The sequence below is a fragment of the Amycolatopsis kentuckyensis genome (assembly GCF_002155975.1).
Taxonomy (GTDB): Bacteria; Actinomycetota; Actinomycetes; order Mycobacteriales; family Pseudonocardiaceae; genus Amycolatopsis; species Amycolatopsis kentuckyensis.
Genome location: NZ_MUMI01000660.1, coordinates 1 through 1384 on the forward strand (window position 1 = coordinate 1; position 1384 = coordinate 1384).

The window sequence follows — 1384 nt, forward strand, 5'->3', positions numbered from 1 at the left end:
TGGACAGCACGCCGGCGTGCGCTCGAACCATCGGCACCCTCCTTCCCGGCGCCGGCCAGCGCCACTCCTGCACGGTAAACGCCGGGGCCGACAGTTTCGTGAGCTCCGCCACCGCAACCGGCACCGATCCGGTGAAACGCCAGGTCAGCGCGACCGACGACGCGCCGTACACCGTCCTGCACCCCGCCCTCGAGCTCACCCAGGAGATCCACGGCGGCCCCTTTCGCCCCGGCGACGCAGTCACCGCAACCCTCACCGTCACCAACACCGGCGACGTCCCGCTGACCGCCGTCACCATCCGAAACGAGCCGTGCGCCAAGACCTTCGACCGGCTCGAACCCGGCGCCGCGCAGAAGTTCGACTGCGCCGCGACCGCCCCCGCCGACGACGAAGTCAGCACCGCGAAGGCGACGGCGACCGCCCCGGTCGGCCCCCCGATCACGGCCACGGACACCGACAAGATCGACGTCATCCACCCGGCCGTGCGGCTCACGATCGACGCGACCCCCGAGACGGTCCGCGCAGGCGACGAAGTCACCTTCACCGTCACCGCGCGCAACACCGGTGACGTCCCGCTGACCGCAGTGTCCGTTGTGGACGAACAAACGACCTGCGGGAACAAGTTCGGCACCGTCGAAGCCGGAGCGGTGAAGACCTACACCTGCTCCCGCAAGGCGGCCGGCGACGACTTCGGCCAGGCCCTCGAGATCACCGGAATTGATCCGACTGGTCGCACCGTGCAATCAGCCGGTGACGCAAAAGTCGATGTCGTCCACCCCGGGATCGCCGTCATGAAAGACGCGACGCCGTACGAAGTCCGCCCGGGCGACACCGTCACGTTTTCGATCCTGGTCAAGAACACCGGTGACGTCCCGCTCGCCGACGTGAGCGTGGTCGACGACCACACCCCGTCCTGCGCGCGCACCGTGGGAGAACTGGCCGTGGACGCTGAAATTTCGTACACCTGCACAACGATCGCGGGCAAAGTTGGCTTCACCGGCAAAGCAACCGCCACCGGTCAAGACCCGACCCGTCGTCCGGTGACAACGTCCGGCGAAGCGACGTTCGTCGTCCGGATGAGCTGAATGGAGTAACGGGGAAGCGTCCGATTGCCTCGAATTCCGTGCCTGTCGCCGACGGGAAATGTGACCAGTGCGTTCGTAGGGTTCTCGCTGTAATTGTTCCGTGATACGTTCCTGCGCCGTGTCCCCCATTGGTGAACGTGCTCACGTGGTGATGGTGTCACTCAGTGTGCTGCTCGGCGTTTTCTCCGCCGCGGCCGGCACCTGGATGGCCACCGCCGAAGGAAACACCGCCGAGCTCGGCGCCGCGGCGCTGGTCCTGCCGAACGCGCCCGCCGGTGCCGGCAGCGGCAGCGGAACCG

Annotated in this window: 1 protein-coding gene; it reads left to right on the forward strand. The window is 67.5% G+C overall.

What is annotated here, in order from left to right:
- The coding region (locus CCN39_RS45055) for a DUF7507 domain-containing protein (RefSeq protein ID WP_143264407.1) at positions 1–1085 on the forward strand (1085 nt) is incomplete at its 5' end.
- Between the last annotated feature and the right edge of the window lie 299 nt (positions 1086–1384).